19 protein-coding genes are annotated in these 21,041 nt (G+C 49.3%); 13 read left to right on the forward strand and 6 right to left on the reverse strand.

Annotated elements, in window-relative coordinates; translation table 11 throughout:
* Positions 1-208: 208 nt before the first annotated feature.
* The 8 genes from ACM1PF_RS06705 (at position 209) to hsdR (ending at position 7,279) form a co-directional block, all read left to right on the forward strand.
* The gene (locus tag ACM1PF_RS06705) at positions 209-1,666 is read left to right on the forward strand and encodes a class I SAM-dependent DNA methyltransferase (RefSeq protein WP_416673405.1); all 1,458 of its coding nucleotides are present in this window, start codon (positions 209-211) and stop codon (positions 1,664-1,666) included.
* Positions 1,667-1,718: 52 nt separating this feature from the next.
* Positions 1,719-1,937, forward strand: a complete 219-nt coding sequence (locus ACM1PF_RS06710; protein ID WP_416673407.1) for a type II toxin-antitoxin system HicB family antitoxin — start codon at positions 1,719-1,721, stop codon at positions 1,935-1,937.
* On the forward strand, positions 1,937-2,176 hold the full coding sequence (locus tag ACM1PF_RS06715; protein WP_416673410.1) for a type II toxin-antitoxin system HicA family toxin: 240 nt from the start codon (positions 1,937-1,939) through the stop codon (positions 2,174-2,176). Before ACM1PF_RS06710 ends, ACM1PF_RS06715 begins: the two co-directional genes overlap by 1 nt.
* 72 nt (positions 2,177-2,248) lie before the next feature.
* Positions 2,249-3,511, forward strand: coding sequence for a restriction endonuclease subunit S (locus tag ACM1PF_RS06720; RefSeq protein ID WP_416673413.1), 1,263 nt, complete (start codon positions 2,249-2,251; stop codon positions 3,509-3,511).
* Complete coding sequence (locus ACM1PF_RS06725) at positions 3,508-4,317, forward strand: PDDEXK nuclease domain-containing protein (protein ID WP_416673415.1); 810 nt, start codon at positions 3,508-3,510, stop codon at positions 4,315-4,317. Before ACM1PF_RS06720 ends, ACM1PF_RS06725 begins: the two co-directional genes overlap by 4 nt.
* 145 nt (positions 4,318-4,462) lie before the next feature.
* Positions 4,463-4,726 (forward strand): BrnT family toxin, encoded by a 264-nt coding sequence (locus tag ACM1PF_RS06730; RefSeq protein ID WP_416673418.1) that lies wholly within the window; start codon positions 4,463-4,465, stop codon positions 4,724-4,726.
* Positions 4,716-4,946: a type II toxin-antitoxin system BrnA family antitoxin gene (brnA, locus tag ACM1PF_RS06735; protein ID WP_416673420.1), complete on the forward strand. Its 231-nt coding sequence runs from the start codon at positions 4,716-4,718 to the stop codon at positions 4,944-4,946. Before ACM1PF_RS06730 ends, brnA begins: the two co-directional genes overlap by 11 nt.
* Complete coding sequence (hsdR, locus tag ACM1PF_RS06740; protein WP_416673422.1) at positions 4,943-7,279, forward strand: EcoAI/FtnUII family type I restriction enzme subunit R; 2,337 nt, start codon at positions 4,943-4,945, stop codon at positions 7,277-7,279. The genes brnA and hsdR overlap by 4 nt, the downstream gene beginning before the upstream one ends.
* Positions 7,280-7,331: 52 nt before the next feature.
* Here the strand turns inward: hsdR and ACM1PF_RS06745 are convergent, their stop codons facing one another.
* The 3 genes from ACM1PF_RS06745 to ACM1PF_RS06755 form a co-directional block, all read right to left on the reverse strand.
* Complete coding sequence (locus ACM1PF_RS06745; RefSeq protein ID WP_416673425.1) at positions 7,332-7,961, reverse strand: cytochrome C; 630 nt, start codon at positions 7,959-7,961, stop codon at positions 7,332-7,334.
* 101 nt (positions 7,962-8,062) lie between these two features.
* The gene (locus ACM1PF_RS06750; RefSeq protein ID WP_416673427.1) at positions 8,063-9,241 is read right to left on the reverse strand and encodes a response regulator; all 1,179 of its coding nucleotides are present in this window, start codon (positions 9,239-9,241) and stop codon (positions 8,063-8,065) included.
* Between the two features lie 95 nt (positions 9,242-9,336).
* Entirely contained in the window at positions 9,337-10,497 is a 1,161-nt protein-coding gene (locus ACM1PF_RS06755) for an ISH3 family transposase (RefSeq protein WP_416666610.1), read from the reverse strand.
* Between the two features lie 222 nt (positions 10,498-10,719).
* Between ACM1PF_RS06755 and ACM1PF_RS06760 the strand changes: the two genes are divergently transcribed.
* The 4 genes from ACM1PF_RS06760 (at position 10,720) to ACM1PF_RS06775 (ending at position 15,889) form a co-directional block, all read left to right on the forward strand.
* On the forward strand, positions 10,720-13,239 hold the full coding sequence (locus ACM1PF_RS06760; RefSeq protein ID WP_416673429.1) for a dynamin family protein: 2,520 nt from the start codon (positions 10,720-10,722) through the stop codon (positions 13,237-13,239).
* 69 nt (positions 13,240-13,308) lie between these two features.
* Positions 13,309-13,689, forward strand: a complete 381-nt coding sequence (locus ACM1PF_RS06765; protein WP_416673431.1) for a KGK domain-containing protein — start codon at positions 13,309-13,311, stop codon at positions 13,687-13,689.
* A 507-nt stretch (positions 13,690-14,196) separates the two neighbouring features.
* Complete coding sequence (locus ACM1PF_RS06770) at positions 14,197-14,445, forward strand: hypothetical protein (protein ID WP_416673434.1); 249 nt, start codon at positions 14,197-14,199, stop codon at positions 14,443-14,445.
* A gap of 604 nt (positions 14,446-15,049) precedes the next feature.
* Positions 15,050-15,889 (forward strand): hypothetical protein, encoded by an 840-nt coding sequence (locus ACM1PF_RS06775; RefSeq protein ID WP_416673437.1) that lies wholly within the window; start codon positions 15,050-15,052, stop codon positions 15,887-15,889.
* Positions 15,890-16,108: 219 nt separating this feature from the next.
* Here ACM1PF_RS06775 and dnaA read toward each other — a convergent pair whose 3' ends face one another.
* Positions 16,109-17,500 (reverse strand): chromosomal replication initiator protein DnaA, encoded by a 1,392-nt coding sequence (gene dnaA / locus ACM1PF_RS06780; protein ID WP_416673440.1) that lies wholly within the window; start codon positions 17,498-17,500, stop codon positions 16,109-16,111.
* Between the two features lie 175 nt (positions 17,501-17,675).
* A complete protein-coding gene (gene rnhA / locus ACM1PF_RS06785; RefSeq protein WP_416673443.1) occupies positions 17,676-18,581 on the reverse strand; it encodes a ribonuclease HI in 906 nt (301 codons plus the stop codon).
* Positions 18,582-19,073: 492 nt separating this feature from the next.
* Here rnhA and ACM1PF_RS06790 point away from each other — a divergent pair, with 492 nt between their 5' ends.
* On the forward strand, positions 19,074-19,346 hold the full coding sequence (locus ACM1PF_RS06790; protein ID WP_416673446.1) for a hypothetical protein: 273 nt from the start codon (positions 19,074-19,076) through the stop codon (positions 19,344-19,346).
* A 115-nt stretch (positions 19,347-19,461) separates the two neighbouring features.
* On the opposite strand, the gene ACM1PF_RS06795 is transcribed toward ACM1PF_RS06790, so the two are convergent.
* The gene (locus ACM1PF_RS06795) at positions 19,462-21,036 is read right to left on the reverse strand and encodes a metallophosphoesterase family protein (RefSeq protein WP_416673449.1); all 1,575 of its coding nucleotides are present in this window, start codon (positions 21,034-21,036) and stop codon (positions 19,462-19,464) included.
* Between the last annotated feature and the right edge of the window lie 5 nt (positions 21,037-21,041).

The raw sequence follows: 21,041 nt of genomic DNA on the forward strand, positions 1-21,041 counted from the left end.
GACATAGGAACCGGCTAGACAGTTGATGATCACCCCATCCCCGGTGCTGGTCTTAGAGTTGGCATTGCGGGTTTCCTGGTTTCGCCCCTTAGACTTTTCATCCCAGAGCGGTGGATGCCAAAATAGTGGGAGCTTTCAAACTATGGGGGTGACGCTATAATTTAGCCGACTTTGACCCTCCTGACTGAACTTTTATTCACAGATCTAAATGTTCGAGCAAACCTTCAAAAATATTGATGATGTTCTCTGGAAGGAGGCAGGCTGCACGACGGAGTTGGACTATACGGAGCAAACTTCGTGGCTACTGTTTCTGAAGTATTTGGATGATCTGGAGCATGAGAAGGCTTTGGCAGCGGAGCTATTGGGCAAGCCGTATACGTTCATTTTGGATGAGGAGTATCGCTGGTCGTCTTGGGCTGCGCCGAAGAAGGCAGATGGCAGTCTGGATCATGACCATGCTTTGATTGGGGATGATTTGATTGATTATGTGAACCAAAAGCTGTTTCCCTACCTCCAGGGGTTCAAGCAGCGAGCCAGCAGCCCAAACACGATCGAGTACAAGATCGGGGAGATTTTTAGCGAGATTAAGAATCGGTTCCAGAGTGGCTATAGCCTGCGGGATGCGCTGGAATATATTGATGAGTTGCGGTTTCGATCGCAGCAGGAGAAGCACGAGCTATCGCACCTGTATGAAGCCAAGATTCGGAATATGGGCAATGCGGGGCGAAATGGGGGTGAGTATTACACGCCGCGTCCGTTGATTCGCGCCATGATTCGGGTGGTGAAGCCGCAGATTGGGGAACGCATTTACGATGGAGCCTGCGGGTCTGCCGGGTTCTTGTGCGAGAGCTATGACTATTTGCGCCAGGGGAAGCTGACGACGAAGCAGCTTGAGCAACTTCAGACGAATACGTTTGTGGGCAAGGAGAAGAAAAGCCTGGCTTATGTGATTGCCATCATGAATATGATTTTGCATGGGATTGATGCGCCGAATATTATCCACACCAACACGCTGACGGAAAACCTCAGCGACATCCAGGATAAAAACCGCTTCGATGTGATCCTGGCGAATCCACCCTTTGGCGGTAAGGAACGAAAGGAGATTCAGCAAAACTTTCCCATCAAAACCGGGGAAACGGCGTTTCTGTTTTTGCAGCACTTCATCAAAATGCTGAAGGTGGGCGGCAGAGCGGCAGTGGTGATCAAAAATACGTTCCTGTCGAACTCAGATAATGCCTCCCGTGCTTTACGTCAGGAACTTCTGAGCAGTTGTAATCTCCACACGATTTTGGATTGTCCTGGTGGTACGTTCATCGGAGCTGGAGTTAAAACTGTAGTGCTTTTCTTTGAGAAAGGCACACCCACTCAAAAAATCTGGTACTACCAACTCGACCCAGGGCGAAATATGGGCAAAACCAATGCCCTGAATGATGAGGATTTGCGCGAGTTTGTAGAGCTACAGGCGACGTTTGCCGAGGCTGAAAAATCCTGGCTGGTGGATATTGTCGATGTGGAGCAGCACTCCTTTGATCTGTCGGTAAAGAACCCCAATAAGGCAGAAGAATCGGCACTTCGAGAGCCGCAGGAAATTATGGACGAGATCACGGCTTTGGACTCAGAGAGTGCAGAGATTTTGGCTGGGATTGGAGGGATGTTGCGCGGTTGATAGACTGTATTAGCTCGCCCTGGGTTTTCAAAGCAATTTGGGAGAAACAACCATGAAAAACATCAAAATCATTGTCGAAAAGCATCCTGAGGGCTATGTTGCCTATCCATTAGGAATTCAGGGGATTGTCGTAGGGGAAGGGGATACCTATGAAGCAGCCTTAAATGATGTGCGATCGGCAATCTTATTTCACATTGAAACGTTTGGAGAGTCGGTTCTGGAGTCTGAATCTTCGATCCTCGAAGCCTTTGTGGCAGAGGCAAGCGTGTAATGGCAAAGTTTCCCGTCGATGCACCCAAAGCAAAGGTCATTAAAGTGCTTGAGGGGTTTGGTTTTGTGATTGTCAGAGAAAAGGAGCATATTTCTATGGTTCGACAAAACCCTGATGGCAGCAAAACTCCTTTAACACTGCCAAACCATAATCGCATCAAGGGTTCTACGCTCAGAAGTATCTGCACTCAATCTGGTATTTCACGAGATGATTTTATTGCCGCTTATGAGCAAGTGTAGAAATGTACTGACTCTGATTGCAGCACTGGATGTAAAGAGTGCAGAGATCTTAGCTGGAATTGGGAGAATGCTATGAAAGATAGATGGACAAGTAAAACTCTTGGCGAAGTGTGCATTGTTGAAAGGGGAAGTTCACCACGCCCGATTGAAAAATATTTAACTGATAGCTCTGATGGTGTTAATTGGGTAAAAATTGGTGATACTAAAAATGTCGATAAGTACATATATTCAACAAAGCAAAAAATAACAAGAGAGGGAGCAGAGAAATCAAGACGAGTTGAGCCAGGAGACTTCATCCTCTCGAATTCTATGTCTTTTGGTAAGCCTTACGTAATGGCAACTAGTGGATATGTACACGACGGCTGGTTTATTCTGCGGTTGTCAGACAATATTGATACAAATTTCTTCCATTACCTTCTATCTTCTGAGCTAGTTCAGACTCAGTTTATTTCCCTAGCCGCAGGGTCAGTCGTCAAAAACATAAGTAAGGATCTCGTAAAAAGAGCAATACTTCCGATTCCACCACTTCCTGAACAAAAGCAAATCGTAACGATTCTGGATGAGGCGTTGGAGGGGATCGATCGCGCGATCGCCAACACCGAAAAGAACCTCACCAACACCCGCGAACTATTTGAAAGCTATCTAAATGCCGTTTTGTCTGGAAAAGGCAGGCAATGGAAAGAAACAACGTTGGGTAAAGAAATTAATTTGTTGACCGGATTTGCATTTAAAAGTAGCGGTTACACCGATTCAGATAAAAGCATTCGACTGCTGAGAGGTGACAATATCATCCCAGGTTCACTGCGTTGGGATGGTGTCAAGAGATGGCCAGAATCTAAGGTCAATGAATATCTCCGCTATCAATTACAAGAAGGTGATGTAGTTCTTGCAATGGATCGTCCCTGGATAAAAACGGGTTTGAGACGTGCACAAATTTCTAAAGATGACCTCCCATGTTTGCTAGTTCAACGAACTGCATGTCTTCGTGGAGGTGACAATCTTGAGAACCGCTTTCTTTTGTACTTGATTAGTGGGCGTGCGTTTACACAACACGTATTAGGTAGTCAGACAGGGCTTAGTGTCCCCCATATCAGTGGGAAACAAATTCAAAGTTTTAAGTTTAGTAAGCCTTCTCTTAGGGAACAGTACAGCATTATTGATTCTCTTGATGAACTAAAGTCAGAGACCAAACGCCTCGAAGCCATTTACCAACAAAAACTTGCCGCTCTCAACGAACTCAAACAATCCATTCTGCAAAAAGCCTTCACAGGTGAACTCACCGCAGACACCACCAACCAGATAACAAAAGCCGCCAAAGAGGTTGTTGCCGCATGAGCAATGACCTGGCTCAACCGGGAGATCTGCTGTTTCAAGAGATTGGACAGCTCATTGATGCCGCCAAACAGCGAGCCGCTGCTGCCATCAATGCCGAGATCACCCTGTTGTACTGGCAGGTCGGCCACCGCATCCAAACCGAAGTGCTGCAAGGTCAGCGAGCCGAATACGGCAAACAGGTCATTGGCACCCTCTCTCGCCGCCTTACCCAGGCATACGGCAAAGGCTGGGGCGAACGACAACTCCACTACTGCGTCATGCTGGCAAGCGTTTTCCCCGATCGGGAGATTCTGCACACAGTGTGTTCAAAATTGAGCTGGTCGCATCTCCGGCTGCTCATCAGCATCGACGACCCCCTCAAACGCGACTTCCTGCGAGAAATCGAGCAATTCTTGCTGGAACTGGGGGCAGGTTTCACCTTTGTTGCTCGTCAAAAGCGGCTACAAATCGACAACGACGATTTTTACATCAATCTTCTCTTCTACAACCGCAAACTAAAACGCCTGGTCGCTATTGAGCTAAAACTGGGTGCTTTCCGTCCCGAACACAAAAGCCAGATGGAACTGTATCTCCGCTGGCTTGCTAAATATGAACAAGAGCGCGATGAACTCCCCCCGCTGGGAATAATTTTATGTGCAGGCAAAAAGCAAGAACAGATCGAACTCCTGGAACTCGATAAAAGCGGCATTCATGTCACCGAATACCTGACTGTGCTACCCCCCAAAGAAGTGCTGCAAAACAAACTGCATGAGGCGATCGTCTCAGCCCGCCGTCGTCTCCTACCCTCCCAGAATGAGCCATCATGAACAAAAGAGACAGCCCAGTCGCGTACCCCCGGACTCCTCGTAGGACAGCTTGGCGATGCCTTCTTTGAACCCCTGCCCGAAGAGGAACTCCAACAATGGGAATGAGCTGATAACCGTTGCTGAAATCAATTTGCAGTCCTAAACAATGCCCGTTTTTGAATACGACAACAACAAGAGCCAGACTAACCTCCTCAAACATGGGATTGATTTTGTAGAAGCACAGCAACTGTGGAACGACCCTAATCTGCTCGAAATTCCCGCTAGAACAAAAGATGAGGCAAGGTTTTTAGTCGTGGGTAAAATAGAAAACAAGCATTGGTCAGGAGTCATCACCTACCGGGGTCAAAACATTCGGATTATTTCCGTCCGTCGATCGCGCATAGAAGAGGTTGCCCTGTATGAAAGCTGAAGAATTTGACCGAAAATTTGACGCGGGTGAAGATATTACCTCAGCCCTTGACCTATCCCAAGCCAAGCGTTACCACTCCGAGCAAAAAACCATCAGCATCGACCTCCCCGTGTGGATGCTGGAATGGATTGAGCAAGAAGCCGATCGCTTGGGAATAACGCCCCAGTCCATCATTCAAACCTCCTTAGCCGAACATTTAGCCATCCACAAACCAACGTGAACGAAGCCGACACCCGCGCCGAACTGATCGATCCTGCCCTCCGAGAAGCCGGTTGGGGCGTTGTCGAAGGTAGCAGAATTCGGCGAGAAGTGATCGCCCCCGGTCGCTTGGTCGGTAACGGTAGGCGCGCTCAACCCGACATTGCAGATTATGTGCTGGTGTATCGCGGCGAAAAATTGGCTGTCATTGAAGCCAAAAAGCGCAGCGCACGCGACACAGAAGGCGTGGGCCAGGCCAAAAAGTATGCCGAAAAACTCGAAACCCGGTTTGCCTACTCCACCAATGGCGACGGCATCTACCAGATCGATATGCGGACTGGAACAGAAGGCTACATCAGCCACTATCCCAGTCCAGATGAGCTATGGAAAGCTACCTTCAGCACAGACAATGAATGGCGCGACCGCTTCGCCGATATTCCCTTTGAAACCCGCAGTGGCACCTGGGAAGCCCGCTACTATCAACACAACGCCATCAAGCATGTATTGGAAGCAATCGCAGAAGGGCGCGATCGAATTCTAATCACAATGGCAACCGGCACCGGCAAAACCCTCGTTGCTTTTCAGATTACCTGGAAACTGTTTCAAAGCCGCTGGAACCTCAGTCGCCAACCCACTCGCCGCCCCCGCATCCTGTTCCTCGCCGATCGCAATATTCTTGCCAACCAAGCCTACAACGCCTTCTCTGCCTTCCCCGATGATGCCCTGGTGCGAATTGATCCTGAAACCATTAAAAAACGAGGCAGAGTTCCTAAAAATGGCAGCGTCTTCTTCACCATTTTTCAAACCTTCATGGCTGGACGAGACGAGGCTGGCAACCCCACCCCCAACTTTGGCGACTATCCTCCCGACTTCTTCGACTTGATCATCATTGATGAATGCCACCGGGGCGGCTCCAACGACGAAAGCACCTGGCGCGGCATCCTGGAATACTTCTCACCTGCCGTACAGCTAGGGCTTACCGCCACTCCCAGACGAGAAAACAACGCCGACACCTACGCCTATTTTGGTGATCCAGTCTACACCTATGCCCTCAAAGACGGCATCAACGACGGGTTTCTGACCCCCTTCAAAGTTCGGCAGATTGATACCACCCTGGACGAATACATCTACAGTGCTGATGATGAACTGATTGAAGGAGCGATAGACGAGGACAGAACTTACACTGAAGCTGACTTTAACCGCATCATTGAGATTGCCGAACGGGAACGCTACCGAGTTCAACTGTTCATGGAAGCGATCGATCAGAACCAGAAAACTCTGGTGTTTTGCGCCACTCAGGATCATGCCCTGGCAGTGCGCGATCTGATCAATCAAATGAAAATCAGCACTGAGCCAAACTACTGCGTTCGGGTCACTGCCGACGATGGCAAATTAGGCGAACAGCACCTCAGCACCTTTCAAGACAACGAGAAAAATATCCCTACCATCCTCACCACCTCCCAAAAGCTCTCCACGGGAGTCGATGCCCGCAACGTTCGCAATATTGTGCTGATGCGCCCGATTAACTCAATGATCGAGTTCAAACAAATTATCGGTCGCGGCACCCGCCTCTTCGATGGCAAAGACTACTTCACCATCTATGATTTTGTCGAAGCCTACGAACACTTCAACGATCCAGAATGGGATGGTGAACCACAAGAGCCAGTGCGAGTCACATCCGATCGGGTACGCGAACCCCAAGGCGAATATACAGTATCCCCAGACACCAGCCATCAAAGCCGCGAAGGAACATCCCGCCGCCCTCAGACCATCAAAATTAAGCTGGCTGACGGCAAAGAACGCACTCTTCAACACCGAATGTCTACCAGCTTTTGGAGTCCCGACGGTAAGCCCATGACGGCTACTGAATTTGTGGAACGGTTATTTGGAGAAATTCCAGAGCTGTTCAAAAACGAAAGCGAACTCCGGGAACTCTGGAGCCACCCAGGCACCCGCAAAGCCCTCCTGGAAGGACTATCTGAAAAGGGCTATGGCAACGAACAACTGACCGAAATTAGCCGCCTAATTGACGCTGAGAAAAGCGATCTATATGACGTGCTGGCATACATTGCCTACGCATCTGAACCCATCAGCCGACGCGATCGAGTCATCGCCCGCAAATCGCTGATCTTCTCCCGTTACAGCGGCAAACAGCAAGAGTTTCTCGACTTTGTGCTTGAGCAGTACATTAAAGCCGGTGTTGGAGAACTTGATCAGGACAAACTCCCTCAATTGTTGGAACTGAAATATCACGACCTGAGAGATGCCCTTGCCGATTTAGGTAGCGTTTCCGAAATTCGAGGAGCGTTCATTGGATTTCAGGAGTATTTGTACTCCCAGGAAGGAGCCGCATAAATTACAGGCGTTGATTCAGCTTTGATCCAATTTTCATGCTCTGGGGTACTGCTCAGGGTGCATCTTCCCATTCCGGTGTCAGGCTGCGATAGTCGTACTGTTCGGCTCCGGGATGGCAGGCCACACAGCTTCGGACGGTTACTCGATCGCTCCCAAATTCGACATTGGGATGAAGAACGCGGAAATAGCGAGAGCTTCGCAGGCGGTAGGGCGTGGCTTCGTTGCTGCGGAGGGGACGCGAGTAAAAAGAAATATAGTTCCAGACGACGTAGATGCTGGGTTCTGAGATGGGCGTGATTTGTACCCCATAGTGGGTGGGATTGGTTAAGACCGTCCGCCAGGTTTCCGTAGGCATGGTCGCAGGCGGTAAACCGACATGGCAAGAGGCACAGTTTTCTAGATACAGTTCTTGGCCCAACTGAAATTCTGGCAGCACTGGATCCACGAGTCCCTCAGGGGCAGGAGAGATGACCTGAGCGATCGCGCCTGCCGTTGAATTGGAACGTTCGCCTGAATTAGCCCCGTTTCCCGATCGCGCCTGTGCCAGTCCCAGTCCGCCCAGCACACTCCACAGCAAAACCAGCCCAAACAGCAACAGGAGCCGTCCGCGCTTCCAGAGGGAGGAATGGGGCGATCGAGGGGGAGGGGGCGTTGGTGGGAAAAGGGGTTGAACGGGAGGCATACACAGTGGAGCAGTGAAACGTATGATGGGCTGAATTCAGGGGATGGGCATGGCCGATCCTATTGCCTGACTTGCAGGAATCCTTCATCAGTTTAATCAGCTTAAGCGACAACCGACAGGGTTGCAGCAGGAAAGTGTTTCTGAATCACCTGTTGGAGTTTCGCGGAGTCGAGGGGTTTACTCAGAAATTCAGATGCTCCAGCCATCTTAGCTCTGACGCGATCGACCACGGAATCATGTTTGGTCAGGATAATGATGGGAGTGGTTTGAAAGTCAGGGGTTTTACGGAGAAAGGCACATAAATCATAACCGTTGGCGTTGGAGGTGGCGGGATCCAGGAAAATCAGCCTGGGTTTGCGTTCTTGCAGTAAAGCCATACCTCGCAGCGGGTTGAGAATGATCAGCACCTCATACCCTAATGGTTTAAGGGCTTGGGCAATGGCATGACCGACACCAGGATTTTCATCAATGCAGGCCACCAGGATTTTAGGGGTGACAGGTGCAGAAACCAGAGTATGGGCTGGCTTGGAGGAGAGGGAAGGTAGATCAGGGATTTCTTTAAGTTGAATCATGCCCCGGCGGATCCAGGGGATCAGGGAGCGCACGACGATCGGCAGGGGTTGCTGCATTTCCAGGGCAATATCCCAGAGGGTGTGCTGTCCCCGCATCAGGCGCAGCATACTTTTATAGGATTGAGAGGTCTGCGATTCTAACAAAGCCCGATTTTGTAAGACTGGAGAGAGATCGGGGGAAAATTGCACCATCAATTCCTGCAAAAAGCCCAGCCCGCAGTCGCGCCATTGCTCTCGAAACGTTTGGGCATCTCGAATCAGTTGCTCCACGGATAGGAAAGTGAACTGTTGCGGAATTTGCTGACCGGGGAGCCACTGAGTCGTGAAAAACTTTTGCCCCAGCACTACAAATACGACCTCCTGCACCACATTTTGAATCACAGCTTTATACTGGCTGGGACTGATGCACCCCTGGCCGATCGCCTGATTCAGCAGATCAATTTCCCACAAATCTGCGTCAGACTGAGCCTGGATCAGCCAGTTGGTACCAAAGCACTCTGGACAACAGTGTTTGAACGATCGATACCAGCGGCGCACTGGATGGACACCCCCCGTGGCATAGACAATCCGACCCAGGTAGAAGTAAATATGCCATTGCAGTGAGGACTGCTTCCCGTGGGTGATGACGAGTTTTCCCGTTGCCACCTGTTGATGTAGCAAGAGTAGATTTTGGGCAATTTTCGTAATCCCTTCCAATTCCATCGCCATAGGTCTTTTTCCGCAATACTACGCTCCACCCTGAATCCCGCAGATCCTAATCCCATCATGCGGGTTAAGCAAAACAGACTCAGTAGATCGCAAATTCATTCTAGAGAGGGTAAATAGATGGCTGTGATGACTGGGAAATGTCGCTCGACAGCCTGAGAGAGAAACTCCAACATGGTCTTGAGACTAAAGAGTTCTCGGTAAACGACCCGTCCTCCTCGTTGAGTACGGCTCACAAAGAACCAGAGCAAATACACCCAGAGATTGACCAAAATAAACGCCAGAGCCACAAACAGCAAACGGGTGACTGGATTCTTGCTCGTGGTGCGGATACGGCACCCATTTTTCATCCTGTAGCTGGTCTCGATACCGAAACGGTCTTTGTAATGCTGATGCATCTGCTCCAAAGCAACCCTCACACGATGCACCACGTATAGGGTGTATTGGATACCATGTTTCCCTTTGAACCCTTTGTAATAGCTGCAAATCACCCGCATCTGACAGGTAACTGAACCATATTGAGGGCTGTTGAGGGTATAACGGGTGGCATAACTTTTGCGCCCAATCAACAACTGGCGAGTACCTCCACGTTTGCCTCGAATTACCGCAGGCATGAGAAACGGAATATTGAGAGCTTTGAGCCAACGAATGACTGGTACACTATAGAACCCACGGTCAAGATAAAGCCGTTTGACGCGGACTCGTAAGGGAGTCAGCATGGCTAATAAATAAGTGATGGTTGCAACCAATGTTTCATGCCGATGCACGGCATGAATACCCAAAGTAACCCGTTTGTTACGACAAATCACATAGACGGTGGCATAGGCAAAGAACGAAGTCGTGCCTGCCTTAGCTTGAGAGCGGTAGATGTAAGGCTCAGTGGCGACGTTCACACTGCCGTAATAGGGAATCAGATGGAGGTCAATGGCAATACGATGCTTGCCCTTACGAATTTTTGGGGGGATGCGGCTTTGCAGAGCGGCATTGAGTTGAGATTCCAGAGTTGTGATATCGTCTAACTTATCGAGATGATAGCGAATGCCATTGCCACTGGGTACGCCCTCCAATCGTTGTGTTGTGTGTTCAATGCTATCGCTGCGACTGGCGGCCCGTAGCAAAATCTCAAACAGATCTTGGAGTGTGTATCCACCTTGCATGTCCAGGGATAAGTGTTCCAATAGGCAGTCGAGGGCTACCTCCAACGTCGCTTCATCCGTCAAAGCTGGAGCAGGCGATAATGAACTTGGGTAGATCGTCATGGCTTTGTTTTAATGCGTTTAGCCTGACCCTACCCCTTTCCTAGAGAATTTGCGATCTACTGAGACTGTATCCCGATAAATACGGAATCTTATGTGAATTTAGGGAGGAGGAGTGAGGAGTGAGGAGTGAGGAGTGAGGAGTGGATCTGGGAAGTGGTGTGGGAACTCTAGGAAGGAGGTTATGTCTCGCTGCTCATAAGGTTGTTTCAAGGATTTTTTCTCATGTCCCATGCTTCACCCTGCCAGGAATTGCAAGATCAGGTCAATCGCTTACTGCAACTGCATCAACAGGAACCACTGCTACGCGCACAATTAGACACTACTGCAATTCAAAATTCCCTCCGAAAAGCCCTTTCACCGACCTTTGAAATTGTGTTTGCGGGGGCATTCAGTGCTGGAAAGTCGATGCTGATTAATGCCCTGCTGGAACGAGAGTTGCTGTACAGTGCGGAAGGTCATGCCACCGGCACGGAATGTCAGATTGCCTATGCCGAACCAGCCGAGGAGCGCGTGGTTCTCACCTTTATGAGTGAAATCGAGATTCGAGAACAGGCCAATGCCCTGTGCCAACGCCTGGGACTCTCGATCGCCATTAACATCAATCAGCCCGAAGTGGTGGATGTGTTGCAGCAGAAATGTCAGCAGGTGATTCAGGAGGAAGGGGGCGAAAGTAAGTCCGATCGCGCTAAACAGGCAAGCGCATTACACTTATTATTGGATGGATTTGTGGCGAATCGGGAACACATTCATACCACTCAAAACAACACCTTTTCGATGGAGCGGTTTCACTTCAGCAATTTGCAGGAAGCGGCAAACTATGCCCGTCGGGGAGCCAATAGTGCGGTGCTGAAGCGAGTCGAATATTACTGTCATCATGACTTGTTGCGAGATGGCAATATTCTGGTGGATACACCCGGAATTGACGCTCCAGTGAAAAAGGATGCGGAACTGACCTATCACAAAATTGAAGATCCAGATACATCCGCCGTTGTCTGCGTTTTAAAGCCTGCTTCCGCCGGAGATATGACCACGGAGGAGACAGAACTGTTAGAGAAAACCCGATCGAATCCTGGAATCCGCGATCGTGTGTTTTATGTCTTCAACCGAGTCGATGAAACCTGGTACAACACGCAGTTACGCCAGCGGTTGGAACGCCTGATTCAAGACCAGTTTCGGGAATCGCAGCGAGTCTATAAAACCAGTGGTTTGCTGGGGTTCTATGGCAGCCAGATCCGTCAGGCGGGACGGGACGATCGCTTTGGGTTGGATACGCTGTTTGCTGAAAGTGTGAAAGGGGTTGGTGGACAGGAAGAAACTCCACAGTTTGTCAATGAATTTAATCGCTACTGCATTTCTGGGAAACTACCGGGCGATCGATTTCGGATTGATGTGAGGGGTTATGAGTCGCCGAATGAGAACTATGTGCGGATTCTGAGTGAACAGGGCAATCCTCTGATTGAGCAATTAATTAAAGATAGCGGCATTGAAGCCTTTCGGGTTGCGGTGACGCGCTACCTGATGGAGGAAAAACGTCCGTTACTCCTGGCTAATTTAGCGGATGATTTGCAGCCCCTTTGCATTAGCCTGAAGAAGACTTATCTAGACCAATGGCAGGCGTTAGAAAGTCAGCCTCAGGACATTAACGCCATTAAGGAGCAAAAGCTGCGGCAACTGAATCGGGAACTGAAGCAACTTGGCGATGATTTCCGGCAGGACATTGAGCGGGAAGTGAATGAGGCAGTGGCGACAAATGGGAATGCCTCCTTTGAGGGCAGTTTCATGAAGCTGAAAGCCCGTATGGTTAGCCGACTGGATGAATTGCTCAACACTCTATCCATCAGCGAAATTCACAAACGGGCCCAGGCTAGCCACAAGCGGCATTCTGTCGTTCCCCTGCTCTCGATTCTGGGGGAAGCCTTTTACTATCTGGCGGACGGTCTGGAAGCGGTGCTGGTGGATGCCTCCAGGGAAGTGGTTGCAACCTTCTTCCACACCCTGATCGATCGCGTCCGACAGCAGGATTATTACCGCGATCTCTATCGGTTACTGGGAAATGACGGTGGAATTGAACAGCGTTTACTACGACTGCAACATCAAGCCACAGAGGCTTTGGTGAATGAAGCCCGAACTGAATGCGATCGCTACGTGCGAGAACGTCCTGAATTCTATACGGAAGGAACCGTATCCCTCTGGCAACTGCGCCAAACCTTACAGCAAGCCTGCCGTGGTTATGACTATCAGAACATGATAGAGGCAGAACCCGCGATTCGGCAGTTACTCAAGCTCGACTTTGAGCAAAAGGTGAAGGAAACCGTGATGCGAACCTTCCGTCAGACCATTAACCAAACCTTGAATGTGCATTTATTGCAGAATGCTGCTGAACAAGCCGATGTGATTTTACAACAGTACGATCAGGCACGGACTTATCTGGCGCAAGTGTTGGATAAGGAAGCAGAAGAGAAAATTCGCACGAATCAGCGAGAACAGGCGGAGGTTGATCAAAAAATTGCCATCTACAATCAAGCGATTTCTGGGGTGAATGCCTGCCTGGAAACCCTACAACTCGATCGCAAAAAGTTACCCGCAATCAGCGAAGCAGACCTGGCGATCGTTCCAACGGTTTCAGAGGATTCAAATCTGGAATTGGCGGTGCAGAATCAACCTGAAAGTGTTGAAGAGGCAGCGATCGAAGGGGTGTTTGTGGAAGGGTTAGCGACAGAAGGATTAGCGACAGAAGGCTAGAACAAATTTCCCCATCCGATCGACAAACCGTAGGGCAGGCATCTTGCCTGCCTACCCAACTAAAACATTTTGCCTACCCAACCCAAATATTTAGGAGAAATTCAAATGAGCGATCGGTTTTATTCGTTGGAAAGTGATGCAGTGATTTCGGTAAATGATCTCAAATGGAATTTAATTTCCCACCCTACATTCACAATCAATGAGATGATGCAATCTATCAAAAAACAGATTGGAATTTGGAAAGGGGAAGAAGAAAAGTGGGCAACTGAAGGCGTGGAATGTAAAGTGCTTCGACCCAATGGTAAAGGATGGCAAACCGGAAAGGTTCGGATTCAGGTTGAGTTTCGTCCTGATGAAATCCCTGATGAGAATCATCAATCGAATGGTTCAACGAATGAGTTGGAATTTCCCCTTGATGAGGTAAGACAGACGCTAGTAGGAGAAGAATAAAAGAGGTTTGGGGAGCATCTTAGTTTTGCAGCCTCACCCTCCATTCCCTTCTCAGGTAGGGCGATCGGACATACAAAGGTCTGGTGGTATCAGACAGTGGAACCCACCCCTGCCCCTCCCAAGAGGGGATTTTATGGACATTCTCCTTTTGAGTAGGAATTCTCCAGAGTGCTACAAATTCGGATGCGGGTGAAGGCTCAAACGATGTAATCGAACTGTAACATTTCTGACTTGATTTGCCCGATCGATTGATGGTACGCTCATCAGCTATAGCTGCCTTTTGGGTTGCACAGACCTGGGGGCAGTTGGACGACCTGGAGGCGAATTCTCTAGCGGAGGTCAAGCGCGCGTGGCAAGCAAAACGCTTAACCTCCTGACCCAGACTACCAAGGCTAGTCCAGGCTAGGGTGTATGATAACATCCCGATGCCTGCGGTCTGCCCTGTCTGAACGAGGGCTAGTCTCTGGGGTTTCTTCAAACCCTGGAACACAAGGAGATTCATCAACTATGTCTGCTAAATTTTTCGGTCAGCCTCCTATGGGCGATCGTTCCTTTTCCGCTGCCCGTCGATCGGTGAAAATCCTGATGATTGGTCAGCCTGATGATGTGGAATTAACCATTGCTCGTCTGTATCAGTGCGATTTTTGCCGCGTCGAAGACTGGTCAAGACCCTTACCCTTCTCGCAGATTCAACAAGCAACGAGCAAAGAACCGGGTGAAATCATGCGAATTTACGTGCGATCGATGACGCTCTAATTCGTTAATTTTTTCGTCAACTTAATTCGACAACCCATTTCACCAATTGATTCCAAATCAGTTCTCGAATCCGATCGTTTCTGGAGATTTCAGGGGCGATCGGGTTTGCAGGGGAATGAGTCATTTGTGATTGAAAATTGAATCTGAATGGAAGTCAGAAGAAAAATCATCCTTCAGATAGTTAAACCGTGATTTAGCGTTTCTCCTCAATGTAGCGTAGCAAACGTCAGCAAAATAGGAAGCATGACAAAAGCTATCTACTGGTAGAGGTATTCCTGGGAAAAAACCGTTAGGCTGATCATCAGTTAGGGTTTAGCAGTAGTTGAGGTTTATAATTCGCTACTGATCATTTAGCCCAATATTTACGTGATGAGCTTACGGTTCTATTTTGTGATGATTAGGCCTTTCGAGTGCTTGAAATAACCATCACACATTTTTGTGAGTTTGTGAGTTACTTAGATAGGTATCGGGAATCGATCACGAAGTAAATCACCGCATAGGCGGCTGACTGCGATCGCCACAACGCAAAACAGGTTAGAGGTTGAGTCAGCTCTCTCAGAAGAATTTATGTTCTTCACGATAAATAGATGTTCTGAAGGAGAAAATGATGAGACATCAATCCAGTGAAAAAGCAAAGACGATTTTTGGACTATCTAGAAGAGCCGTATCTTCTCTAGGAGTCATTACTTTAGGGTTAAGTGTTTCTTTGTTAAGTGCTTGTCAACCGCCAACTCAGGAGGATCAAACCGTTGGCAATGGTACAGTCACCACAGAGGATGTGACTGACGCAACTCCTGGTGATCCGGCGATCGGAGAATTAGTCACAATCCGTAGTGGCGTTACCGATATCCTCAGCCAGAATGGATTCGTCGTTGAATCTGAAGGGGGGGATCCTGTGGTGATTGTGAGCGAAACACCCTTCCAGCTCCCTGATCAGGAAGTGCCGCTTCAGGTGACAGGAGAATTGCAAACCCTGGATACGACTCAGGCTCAACAGTATGGCATCGAACCTAACGTTGCCCAGCAGTACGATCAGCAGCCTGCTATTATTGCCCAAAGTGTTGCCCTTGCTCCCAGACCCCAGGATTTTTGGGATGCACCTGAAGGAACCTTCATCAATCAGCCCGTTGCGGTGGAAGGGGATCTCAGACGATTAGAAGAAACCAATAATGCCTTTGCTCTGTTCGAGGAAGGATGGGCTAACGATGTGGGTGTCCTGGTAATCGGCGTTGATCAATTTGTTGACACGGCTCAACTGGAAGACGGTGAAAATATTGTGGTAACGGGACAGGCACAGCCTATCAGTGAGCAACTGCTGCGGGATGCAAATCTGGATTGGACAGATGCTCAAATGCAAGAGTTCATTGCACGCTATACGAACCGACCCGTGATTGTTGCAGATCAGGTCTATCCTTCTGCCGTTCCTCCCCATCCAACGCTCTAGTAGAGGTGGGCGTGAATTTAGGCGTGCACATTCAATAACCTGAAACCTGAAATTCTTGTGGGGTGGGCATCCTGCCCGCCCAGTCAGCGAAGTAAAACGTTGCACAGGTTATTTAATCCCTGATCCTTAGCAATCGTAGAACGGGCATCCTGTCCGCCTAGGATGGAAGCCTGCACTACGAAAGGTGGGTGGATTGCTGCCGAGTATTAGCTGTACTCCTTACTTCCGAGCCGAATTTACCTGGCTCGATACACTAATTCGCTCACTCAATTGACGCAAATCCCGCGCTAAATCAGGATCATTGTCCTTCTGCTGCGTAATTTTGTCACAGCTATACAGTACCGTCGTGTGATCCTTGCCGCCAAACACCTCACCAATCTTGGGCAAGCTTAAATCTGTGTGTTGGCGCATTAAGTACATGCCGATTTGCCGCGCCACGCTAATTTCCCGTCGTCGTGAACTGCCCTTCAGATCTTCCACCGGGACTCCGTACATTTCCGCCACAATGTTAATCACCGTTTCGGGAGAAGCTTCCACCTGATCAATGGGAGGATTCAGCACTGGAGCGATGTTCTCCACGGTCATGGGTAAGCCCGAAATAGACACATACGCCACCGCCCGAATTAAGGCTCCTTCCAATTCCCGAATGTTGGAGGTGTAGCTGGAAGCAATATATTCGATCACCTCGCGGGGCAGCCGCATATTTTCGTATTCTGATTTTTTTTGCAGAATGGCCATCCGAGTTTCCAGGTCAGGAGCCTGAATGTCGGCAATCAGCCCCATCGAAAAGCGGGAGCAAAGACGCTCTTGAAGCCGAGGAATATGATTCGGTGGGCGATCGGAAGCCAGCACCACCTGCTTTCCCGCCTCGTGCAGGGTGTTGAAGGTATGGAAAAACTCTTCCTGGGTGTATTCCTTGCCCTCAATGAACTGAATATCATCCACCAGCAGCACATCCACCGCCCGATAATGCTCCCGAAAGCTCTGCATACTGTCTTTGCGGATAGCGGAGATCAGGTCATTGGTGAATTGCTCTGTGGAAACGTAGAAAATCTTAGCCGCTGGATTGATCTCTAGCCGATAATGCCCGATCGCCTGCATCAGATGGGTTTTGCCCAACCCGACTCCACCGCAGAGAAACAGAGGGTTAAACTCCCGTCCAGGAGATTCAGCCACCGCCAGGGAAGCAGCATGGGCCATGCGATTGTTTGCACCGACGACAAACCGGGAGAAGACATACTTCGGGTTAAGGTCAGTGTGGCGGAGGCGTTTGCTGGGGGCAGCCTGTTCCGGAGGTGGAGCCTCAGCGGGGAGCGGCCAGAGCATTTCGTTTGCTTCAGACCCATTCTCGGCTTCTGACCCTGGCTTGACAATAATTTGAATCTCGACCGATCGCCCAACAATTTCCTCAACCACAGCGGCGATCGTTTTGACATAGTACTTCTGGAGCCAATTTCGAGCAAACGGGTTAGGCGTACAAATGACCAGACAGTCTCCCTCCATCCGTTCAGCAGTGGCAGGTTTAATCCAGGTTTCAAATGTTGGACGGCTCAGTTGAAGCTGTAACCGCTCCAACACTTGATTCCACAGGTTTTCCAGGATAATTTCCACTGCTTACTCTTGTCCTTTGGGGTGATTACAGCATCCAATTGACTCTAGATGTTGCGTATAGAATGCCATAGATTTCTAGATATGGTTATTTTCTCTGAACAAAGTGATTAGAGAAATGTGAATCAGGCGGTTTCAGTACTGCTCCTGAACTTCTATAAGTTTTGTACAGCGATCACTAATCAACCCGCTCCAACTGCCAGAGAATCTGATTTCCTTCCCGCCGCACCCGCGACACTACCCAGTTACGCCAGACCCAGTTATCCCCCCGACTAGTGACAGCACTGGCATTGACATCCATCAGATCCGCCAGTTCAGAGCTGGTGATTAAATAACCCAATCGAGCAATTTCATCTGCCATGTGCAAGGTTTCCACCAAGTTTCGGAGTTGAGCAACCCTGACTTCACGCGGCAAATCGGAACCGTCGGTAATTGAAGATGTAGTGGAATCTACCATGACTAAATTAGAAGTTGGAAGAGAATTATCCTGCTGAGAATTGTCGTCAGAGGATTGTATCGTTTCTGACTGGGTCTCGTCGGTGGCGTGGGCTTCAAATTGGGGGAGTGGGGAGGGGGAAGTGGAAAGTGGAGGGTGGGAAAGGGTAGTGAGGCTGGGGGTTTGTCCGAGGGAGAAGGTGCGGGCGATCGTATCACAGCGATCGTTGCCCGTATTGCCAGAATGCCCCTTGACGTATTGCCATTGCAGGGCCGGGATCTGGCGCATTGCTTTTTGATTGAGCTGATCCAGGGTTTCCCAAAGATCCTGGTTAAGCACGGGTTTTCCGGCTGAGGTTTTCCAGCCCTTCGCTTTCCAGCCTTTCACCCATTTGGTGATGCCGTTTTTGACGTACTCGCTGTCTGTATAAAGGGTAATGGGTTCAGTTTGTTGGCTAGACAGCAGATATTCCAGTGCGCCGATCGCCGCCTGTAGCTCCATGCGGTTGTTGGTAGTTTGGCTTGCCGATCCGCCCAGTTCATGGACTGAACCATCTGCGAAGTAAATGACTGTTCCCCAACCACCGGGCCCCGGATTTCCAGAGCAGGCGCCATCGGTGTAAATGTTTTTGATTTGTTTAACTGTCATGGGATTGTGCTAAACCACCCGTGTGTCATTGATAGAAACTTGGCAAATTGGGCAGACTGAGGACTTTGGCTTGGGTAAGATCAGCCTGATCGGGTCAGTGTCTCAACGCTGCCAACCTGAATTAGGATATCTCTTCTTTCATTTTTTCCGGCTCTGTATTCTTAGGGTGCGTATTAACTGAAAGCAATCTAATATAGCAATCTCTGTGAAAAGGCTGTGATCAAGGTTAATTCTTTTCTGACAATTAATAAATTAATCTGATCTGACCTAGCCAAATCATTAGTAGAAAGTTATATTTTTAGATAGCTACTCACCAAATTAGACGTTTTTATCGTTTCAGAGTCGATTTATGACTTTGTGGTGCTGAAAACGGCTGGTTTACTAGCTCTGTATTTAATTGAATCAGGATGTATGAGAATTCCTGGATATCTACATAGTGATATTCGGCTACCAGTGTTGTTGAGTTCACCAAAGATTGAGGAAGACATACCTATGAATACGTGTGACACCCTGCACAACGCATCGGAAAAGCAACAAGGCTTCCGCAAGCTGAAAGGGGTTATGACAACGGCTCTGTTAGGAGCGACTGTGGCTGCTGCTGGAGTTCTGAGTTCGGCTGAACCTGCTCAAGCGGGTGGCCGGTATCACTCTTACCGCTCTCATCGCCCCCATTATTCCAGAGTTTCCTATGGGCCACGCTACTATGCTCCGCGCAGCTATAGACGGTGTGCACGCCCTGTTCGTTCCAACTACTACTACTACTAAGGTTCTGGATTAAGCTCCTGATCGAACCTTCGGAGGAATCCTGGTTTTACTGAGACCGATTCCTCCGATCGCAATTATCTTTCAGCAGGTGTAACAGCCTGCTTTTTTCATGGCGTTAGCTCATTTCAAAGGAAGGGAGAGACTTACTCGACCATTCAGAGCGATGGCGTTCTGCAATGATGGGACGCACCACAAATTTCGGCGGAGTGCCGGACTTCACATCAATGCGGGCAAAGGAGTAGGGGCGATGCTTATCCGACCCGCTGCCAGTCCGACCCAGGAATAGGTGAGATTCAGCCACTAAATGAGTTTTTCCAGTTTCCTCTGGAACGACTTCCGAGAGTTGGTTTCCTTCGTCCCGCTGTCGTCGTAAGCTGTAGCCACTCCCGCCGCAAACTAACCAATTAATATGAGAATCTGCATGGCCGGTATTGACGGTGCGGAGGTACTCTAAGCAATGGGCATGACCGTTTAAAACCAGATCAACGATCGCCCGATTTTCAGCCTGTGAGCCAACGGCTTTGGCCACATTGTCCAGCACCTGACGCAATCGATACCGCACCGCTAAGGTTTGTGCCTGATCCCACTTGGTGGCCTCAGTAACATAGGGCGGGTGGTGGAAGTAGATGATTCGACCCCGCACGGACTCAGTGTTCCAGGACTCGACCAGCCGGTGTTCCAACCAGTCCAGTTGTTCCTGATCAACCGCAGGCTCATGGGACGTATCAAGCTGTTTGTCAATATCATGTTCACTTTCTTCTAGTTGCTCTAGCCGAGTGCGGAGATCGTCGAGTTGATCGGATTGTTCCGGATCATCTGGATTCAGCTCCGTAAATCGTTCAGAAATCTCTGCTTTTTCCCGTTCGATCGCCACTCGTCGCTTTTCCAGTTGTTGACGATATTTAACGCTTTCCTTGTCTTTGCCGAGGGGAGCCGGATCGTTGAAAGTATTGGAATCCACTGCAAAAAAATCAATGCCACCATAACGAAAGGTGTAGTAGCGGTTCGGTAAACGGGTGAACTGGGAAGGCTTATAGCACAAACAGCGTCCCTGAGTACCCTGAGCAGTGTAATGGCGATCGAGGTGCCGAATTAGTTCCTCTGGATTGCTAATGCCCTCCAGGTAATCCAAAAATGCTTTAGCGTAGGCTTTTCCCTGCCAAGAACCATGCCAACCCACATCCAGATCAACGCGGGATCGAGCCAGACGGCGGATTGGCAGCGACAGAATAGACAATGCTCCGAATACAACCGGCAGATCATAATAATCGTGATTACCGGGAACGGGCAGAAATGGCTGGTTGAACGTCATGCGATCGTAACGAATTTTGTTCGGTTCACTGCCGCCGACTAAAAACTCTCGATAGGGCTTAATGAAATTACTGAGGTAATATTCGCTGGAGCCAACCAGATAAATCACATCTCCCGTGTGCAAAACGAAGCGGCATTCCTCCCGGTGTTCCAGCATCAGCTCGGCAATTTGTCGCTGGGGACTTTCACCCCGGTGCTTGCCGGTACCGCTGTCGCCTACCACCATAAAGGAAAATTCGGGTTCTTCCGTCTGCTCATCATCAATGACAACGGCAGTCTGGTCTATACCCCGCTCCCGAATGACCGGATCTTGCCATCGGACACGCTGCTTCATTTTTTGCATTTTGACCGTGGTGGATGGCTCAGAAACAAATTTCATGGCAG

The organism is Egbenema bharatensis FJBBOT/2019 (assembly GCF_048077055.1).
Classification (GTDB): Bacteria; Cyanobacteriota; Cyanobacteriia; order Elainellales; family Elainellaceae; genus Egbenema; species Egbenema bharatensis.